Source organism: Bacillus haikouensis, assembly GCF_013179555.1.
Lineage (GTDB): Bacteria > Bacillota > Bacilli > Bacillales > Bacillaceae_B > Rossellomorea > Rossellomorea haikouensis_A.
In genome coordinates this window covers 1-7,257 of sequence record NZ_JABMCR010000210.1, presented here as the reverse complement: position 1 = coordinate 7,257, position 7,257 = coordinate 1, and the positions used below count along the sequence as shown (strand labels likewise).

The 7,257-nt window shown below is 32.8% G+C and carries 8 protein-coding genes; all 8 read right to left on the bottom strand.

The window, feature by feature from the left end; genetic code table 11:
* Positions 1–992: glycosyltransferase family 4 protein (locus HP456_RS17255; RefSeq protein WP_172253399.1), on the bottom strand; the 992-nt coding region annotated here is incomplete at its 3' end.
* Between the two features lie 21 nt (positions 993–1,013).
* Positions 1,014–2,333: a nucleotide sugar dehydrogenase gene (locus HP456_RS17250; protein ID WP_312857789.1), complete on the bottom strand. Its 1,320-nt coding sequence runs from the start codon at positions 2,331–2,333 to the stop codon at positions 1,014–1,016.
* A gap of 15 nt (positions 2,334–2,348) precedes the next feature.
* On the bottom strand, positions 2,349–3,515 hold the full coding sequence (locus HP456_RS17245; protein ID WP_172253397.1) for a nucleotide sugar dehydrogenase: 1,167 nt from the start codon (positions 3,513–3,515) through the stop codon (positions 2,349–2,351).
* A gap of 21 nt (positions 3,516–3,536) precedes the next feature.
* Positions 3,537–4,703: a glycosyltransferase family 2 protein gene (locus HP456_RS17240; protein WP_172253385.1), complete on the bottom strand. Its 1,167-nt coding sequence runs from the start codon at positions 4,701–4,703 to the stop codon at positions 3,537–3,539.
* 252 nt (positions 4,704–4,955) lie between these two features.
* Positions 4,956–5,777 (bottom strand): 3-hydroxyacyl-CoA dehydrogenase family protein, encoded by an 822-nt coding sequence (locus HP456_RS17235; protein WP_172253383.1) that lies wholly within the window; start codon positions 5,775–5,777, stop codon positions 4,956–4,958.
* A gap of 17 nt (positions 5,778–5,794) precedes the next feature.
* Entirely contained in the window at positions 5,795–6,433 is a 639-nt protein-coding gene (locus HP456_RS17230; protein ID WP_172253381.1) for an acetyltransferase, read from the bottom strand.
* Positions 6,434–6,436: 3 nt separating this feature from the next.
* Positions 6,437–7,078, bottom strand: a complete 642-nt coding sequence (locus HP456_RS17225) for a sugar transferase (protein ID WP_172253379.1) — start codon at positions 7,076–7,078, stop codon at positions 6,437–6,439.
* Positions 7,078–7,257 (bottom strand): DegT/DnrJ/EryC1/StrS family aminotransferase (locus HP456_RS17220; RefSeq protein WP_172253377.1); only part of this gene is annotated, 180 nt, incomplete at its 5' end. The genes HP456_RS17225 and HP456_RS17220, both read right to left, overlap by 1 nt.

Here is a 7,257-nt window from a genome sequence, read left to right as displayed (position 1 = left end):
TTTTTAATTTCATACTCATCAAAACAGTCAACACTATATCCAACTTCTCCATTTTTAAACTGGCCGTCGAACCCTTGACCTCTAGTGTAAATAATTGGAAGAGATTGACTCATTGCTTCAGCATATACCAAACCAAATGTTTCTGTTACAGAAGGCATTACAAAAATATCATGATCTCTAAAAATATTTATTAATTTTTCTTTAGTTACGTGTTCTACGTGATGTATCCCACTTTGCTTTTTGATTTCTCTAAATATTTTATTATCCCTTACTTTTCCTACAATCGTAAATTCTACTTTATATCCCTCTTCCTTGAGAAGATTAACAGCTTTTATTGTAGTAAATTGATTTTTTCTTTTACTTACCTCTCCTACTTGCAGGACTTTAATCGTACTTTTTTCATCTATCAATTTTTTATTTCTATCATATGGAATATTTTCTAGCCAAAAATGATCTATTCCATTGGGGATTATTTTAATTTTACTTTTAATTTCATTTCTTATTTTATAAGGAATATATTTATTAATCATGTAATCCTTATATGTATCTGAAAGAAGTATGATTTGTTTTGCCCTCTTAAGAATTTCAATTCCAGTTTGTCGTAGTAAAATTCTTTTTTTAAAAAAAATATTTATATCAGTATCTCTCACGGCAACTATATACGGAATACCGTAATCTTTATTCAGTTTATATGCAATATATCCATTAGTGAACAGAGAGTGTGCATGAATTAAATTGTACTCGTTTATTTTAAATTCCCTTAAAATATCTTTATAAATCTTACTTTGTTTCAAATGAAATATATATCTATCGTATCGGCCGTGATTATTACTTACGGTCGTATAATCTCCGAAATTAAAATTATTACCACTAAACGTTCGTGTAACAGGAACGAACACATCGATATTATTATTAAGTTCTATTTGTTTATCAAAAAAATTTTTATAGAATTTACTTGTACTATAATAAGAGTTAACATGTAAGATTTTCATTAATAATACTCCTATTGCTCTTTATAATTGCCAATAAAGATATCCTTTTTCTTGGTAGTATTCTTTATCCAATAACCCTTTAACATCAACAATAACTTTCCTGTCATTCTCGCTATCACCAAATAAGCCTTCAATTTCTCTGTTTTTCATTTTCTTAAATTGATCGTGAGCCACCGCTACTATCACACAATCTGCTTCATTGATATCTTTTATATTTACTAACTTTATCTGATACTCTTTATCCATCTCATTTTTGTCGGCAATTGGGTCTACAATCGTTGGTTCCACACCATACTCTCTTAATCCTTCTATAATATCTACTACTTTTGAGTTTCTAGTGTCTGGAGTATTTTCTTTAAATGTCATCCCTAATATAACTATTTTTGACCTTTTAACTATTTTATCAGCTTGAATCAATTTTTTTATAGTTGAATCAGCTATAAATTTCCCCATTCCATCATTGATTTTTCTTCCTGACAATATAATTTGACTATGATAGCCTAAACGTTCTGCTTCATAAATAAAATAATATGGATCTACACCAATACAATGGCCGCCAACAAGTCCAGGATAAAAACCTAATGAATTCCATTTAGTATTCATGGCCTCAATAACATCTTTGGTATTAATACCCATCCGATCAAATACCATTGCAAGCTCATTCATAAAGGCGATATTAATGTCACGTTGGCTATTTTCTACCACTTTAGCAGCTTCAGCTACTTTAATAGAACTAGCTCTATGCACCCCTGCTTCAATAATTAATTCATATACTGCAGAGATTTCTTCTAACGAATCATTATCGATTCCTGAAACGATCTTAATAATCTTTTCTAGGGTATGAACCTTATCACCTGGATTTATTCGTTCAGGTGAATAACCAACTTTGAAATCCACCCCACATTTTAACCCAGATTCCCTTTCAAGAATAGGAATGCAAACATCTTCAGTAACACCTGGATAGACTGTTGATTCATAAACAACTGTCGCTCCTTTTACTAGGTTGCGTCCAATTATTTTACTCGCACCTTCTACAGGAGTAAGGTCTGGTGTTTTATCTAAGTTTATTGGGGTAGGTACAGCAACGATAAGAAATTTTGCTTCACTCAGTTTTTTTTCGTTAGCTGTGAACTCTACACTAGTTTGCTTAATTGCAAGGTTACCAACTTCATTAGTTGGGTCAATTCCAGATTTATATAAGTTTATTTTATTTTCATTTAGATCAAAACCAATTACTTCAATTTTTTTTGCAAATGCCACTGCAAGTGGCATCCCTACGTACCCTAATCCGATTACAGCTATTTTTTCCTTTTTATTTATTAAATCATTTTTTATCAAAATCCATTTCCTCCAATATCAATTTATACTAAATATATCTCTTGTATAAATTTTATCTGAATTATCTTTAATCTCATCAGTAAGCCTATTAGCAATTATTACATCCGAAATCTGCTTAAACTCTTCGATATTGTTAACTACCTTAGAATTATAAAATTTATCTCCAGAAAAAGTTGGTTCATATACTATGACTTCAATCCCTTTTGCTTTTATCCGTTTCATGACACCTTGAATAGCAGATTGTCGAAAATTATCAGAGTCCATTTTCATGGTTAGTCTGTATATACCAACAACCTTAGGACTCTTCTTAATAATCATTTCTGCAATATGGTCTTTTCTTGTTCTATTTGCATCTACAATAGCTGTCATTATATTATTGGGCACATCTTCATAATTCGCTAACAATTGCTTAGTATCTTTAGGTAGACAGTAACCACCATAACCAAACGATGGATTATTATAATGATTACCAATTCGAGGATCTAAGCCTACCCCATCAATGATTTGCTTACTGTCCAACCCTCTTACCTCAGCATATGAATCTAGTTCATTAAAAAATGCTACTCTCATGGCAAGGTATGTATTAGCAAATAATTTAATAGCTTCTGCTTCAGTCGGATTAGTAAATAAGACAGGAATGTCTTCTTTTAGAGCTCCTTGAGCTAGCAAGTCAGCAAAAACTTGAGCTCTTAGAGATTGTTCCCCGACAATTATTCGTGAGGGATAGAGGTTGTCATATAAAGCTTTTCCTTCACGTAAAAACTCAGGGGAAAAAAGAATATTATTAGTTTCAAATTTCTCTTTAATTTTTTCTGTATACCCAACAGGGACAGTAGATTTAATTACCATTATCGCATTAGGATTAATCGATAAAACATTGGCTATTACCGCTTCAACAGTTCTGGTATTAAAATAGTTTTTCTCTGGATCATAATTTGTTGGCGTTGAAATAATTACATATTCAGAGTCCTTATATGCTTTATAATTATCCGTTGTTGCAGTTAGATTTAATTTCTTAGTTGCTAAATATTCCTCAATTTCATTATCTATAATAGGTGACTTATTGTTATTAATCATATTTACTTTCTCTTGAATAATGTCAAGCGCTATTACTTCATTATGTTGAGCTAATAATATAGCATTAGATAACCCAACATATCCTATTCCAGCAATCGTTATTTTCATTATTATAACTCCTTAATTTTCTTATCTTGTGCTCTCAGCCTTCTCCCAAAACGGCTTTGCTTTACCAGAGAAAATATTGTAGACCCCAGCCCATTGAGCAAGTATCGTTACGCAGTAATAATAAACTAAAGTCAGATACTTATTATTGGATTTAGTAATTACTTTCACCACTGCTAGCAGATAAAATAGTACCTGACCAGCAAATGTTATATTATAAAACCATGACTCTTGCAGAAGTAAAACATTAGTTATAAATATTAATAGATGGGAAATCCATAATAAATACCTACATGTTCTGTGTCCAAAATAAAAATACGAAAACCACTTATACTTAAAAATGTTCAAAATTCTTAAATCAGGTAATATATGTTTAAGAATAATTCGATTCATTCTAACTTTACGCCCAAATTCGTCTTCAATAACTTCTCCAGCCTTCTCATAAGCGATAGCATCATGGTTTGCAATTGCCCTTTTACCTTGAAGTGCATATAGTGGTGGCATTGCACTATCATGACATTGAATTGGATCAAAGTCATAGTAATCCTTCGTTCTACATGCATATAGTGCTCCATTACCCGCAGTAATAGTCTGTATTCTACCTTCAATTTCACGGATAGCTAGGTCACTGTCCCAATAGCTTGCTTCAGCATGACTTACATCGCTAGATGACTGATTTAAAATAGATAATCTTCCTGATACATAAGCAATGTCTTCTGAAGTAAAAGCAGCCATAAGTTCTTTTACAGAATCTTTATCCATAATAGAGTTGGCATCAGTCATAATTAGATAATCTGTTGTTACAGTTTTTTGCGCTTCATTCTGAGCATTTGTTTTCCCTTTACGGTCCTTTACTTCATAAAGTCGTATTTTTAGGTTTTGACGTTCTTTTATAAACCTTTTAATAATTTCATTAGTTTTATCGGTGCTATTATCTGATGCTATTAAAAATTCTATTTTTTCTTGAGGATAATCTAGCTCAATAATGTTATTTAACTTTTCTAGTATTACTTTTTCTTCATTGTGAGCAACTACCATTACGGTCACTGTAGGTTGATGATTATAGTTTTTATTAGTCCTTCGATTCTTCAAAAGCTTCCCTAGGAACTTCAAAGAAATTGGATAACCGACCATTGCCCACACTATAATAAATCCACTTATATAAAATATTATTTTACATAAAAGTTCCATGTGTTTTCTCCCCAATATTTTTAGTATTCTAGCTTTTTTGCTATCCCAACAGAGGATCCAGACTCAAATTATCCTTACCAAATTCAACCCGTTGCCTACTTTGTATACCTATTATATTTTCGATAACTAGCCAAGATACTTTTCCAACTTTTCGTTCTCTCTTTATATTATTATTACAGTTTACAACTACTTTGCTGTGTCCAGCTCTAATTATATGGAGTTTGGCTTCTTGGTTACAGGGAAGTGTTAAGGTTATTTATAAGAATAAAATCCTTTTTTAGTTTTCCTACCCAATTTCTTTTCTCTTACTAATTCTTCTAGAACACTTGAAATATGAATATCACTAGAACAACTTTGAAGTTCTTTTAAAATTGCCAATGTAATATCATTTCCAATTAAATCTGATAATTTTAATGGACCAATAGGAAAATTCGCGCCTAATTTCATTGCATTATCAACGTCTTCAGGTGTAGCTATACCTTCTTCCACAATCTTTACGGCTTCGTTAATCATTGGTATTAATAGACGGTTTACAATGAACCCAGGTGAGTTCTTTACTAATACGTACTCCTTATTAATTGAGATAACAAGTTGTTTAACATAGGAGACCACATTATTCTCTGTTTCTTCCAAGTACGAAATCTCCACAAGCTTCATCACTTGAACAGGATTAAAGAAATGTAAGCCTACAACTTTTTGAAGAGGAACAATCCCTTCAAAAATAGAATCTATAGACAAGGAAGAAGTATTTGTAGCAAATATGGTTGAAGATAAATCGATATGCTTGCAAACATCTTGCATAATCTCTCTTTTAAAAGTTAAATCTTCTGCCATAGCCTCAATAATTAAATTACAATGGCGTAATTGTTCAAAATTATCGGCTATGCTTATTCTACCTGCAATCTCTTCAACATTTTCGACTTTATATCTTTCTGCCACTTTTATAATTTCAGTTTTTAATTCAGTAGTCTCTAAGTTACGCCCAATAGAGATTAGTAATACATCTATATCGTTTTTGGCAAATTCTATTGCCATCCCTTTGCCCATTGTTCCCGATCCAATAACAGCTATCATGTCTTTAAATCCCTTCATTAGTTGTTAAACTTTATCGGCTTTGCAGGAGCACCAACAGCTGTACAGTTATCCGGTAAATCCTTAACCACTACAGAACCTGCACCAACTACAGTGTTTTCCCCGATTTTTACTCCCTGAATTATGGCAGAGCCTGTACCGATACTTACAGATTCATCAGTGACTACGAAACCAGAAACATTCACACTTGGAAGTACTGTGGTGTAATCTCCTAATATCGCATCATGTCCGATCGTACAGTCCAAATTTATGATGACATGGTTACCAATTTTAATATCCGTTGTGATAATATTTGCTGCACAAATAATAGACCCTTCCCCAAACGAAACTCTGTCAGAGTAAATAACACTTGGATGGATAAGTACAGGAAAAGTGTTATTAGTGTCTTTTAACTTTTCAATTGTTCTCTTTTTAGTAATTGGATCACCAATTGCACAAACTACATTGAACTCTTGAGATTTCAGCCATTCAATATCGCCTAATATTTCATATCCATTCATTTCTGTTCCATGAATTTCTTTGTTGTCATCTACAAACCCTAGAATGTTCCACTCGGTATTCACCTTATTTATATCTTCAATCAACCAGGCTACCTCACGTCCAAATCCACCTGCACCAATAATTACTATATCTTTCATAAGTTAATCCTCCGTTCCTGTATTTCCTTTAAATACTTCCATAGTAGCTGCAGTCTCCGAATTAATACCTTCTCTTACCAATGCCTTTTTAATAGTAAGAAGAATGATTTGCCAATCCCCTCTAAAACTTACGCTATCAACATAATTCACATCTAGATTAAACTTCTCTTCCCAACTAATAGCATTCCTACCACTTACCTGAGCCAGCCCAGATAATCCCGGTCGAACATCATGTCGCCGTTTTTGATGCTCATTATAAAGTGGCAGATACTGTACCAATAAAGGCCTAGGACCAATTATCGACATATCCCCTTTAAGAATATTAAAAAGCTCAGGAAGTTCATCTAATGATGTAGAACGCAGAAACCTCCCAAACTTCGTTAATCTCACACTGTCCGGAAGTAGTTCTCCATTCTTATCCCTTTCGTCCGTCATTGTACGGAACTTATACATCATAAAAACCTTTTCATTTAGCCCTGGTCGTTTTTGTTTAAAGAGTACAGGACTACCCAACTTCGTTTTAACAAGTAAAGCTACAATTGGTAGCACAGGTATAATAGTAAGAATAATAATAGCAAATAATGAAAGAGTGAAATCCATCGGTCTTTTTATAAACCTTCTATAGGTACCGCCATCGGTCTTCATTATTTCAACCACAATCCTTTTATAGTATTCACAACCTTCTTTAAATCCTCATCCGTCATCTTCGTATCAGAAGGCAAACAAATACCATTTTCAAACAGTGTCTCAGAAACATCTGTTCCGACAAAATCGTACTTCTCAAAGAAAGGCTGCAGATGCATTGGCTTCCACACCGGTCTCGA

What these genes read in the sequence shown, in the direction of transcription:
- HP456_RS17245 (WP_172253397.1), bottom strand. Translation starts at nt 3,515, where the DNA reads ATGAAAATAACGATTGCTGGAATAGGATATGTTGGGTTATCTAATGCT.
- HP456_RS17240 (WP_172253385.1), bottom strand. Translation starts at nt 4,703, where the DNA reads ATGGAACTTTTATGTAAAATAATATTTTATATAAGTGGATTTATTATA.
- HP456_RS17235 (WP_172253383.1), bottom strand. Translation starts at nt 5,777, where the DNA reads ATGATAGCTGTTATTGGATCGGGAACAATGGGCAAAGGGATGGCAATA.
- HP456_RS17230 (WP_172253381.1), bottom strand. Translation starts at nt 6,433, where the DNA reads ATGAAAGATATAGTAATTATTGGTGCAGGTGGATTTGGACGTGAGGTA.
- HP456_RS17225 (WP_172253379.1), bottom strand. Translation starts at nt 7,078, where the DNA reads ATGAAGACCGATGGCGGTACCTATAGAAGGTTTATAAAAAGACCGATG.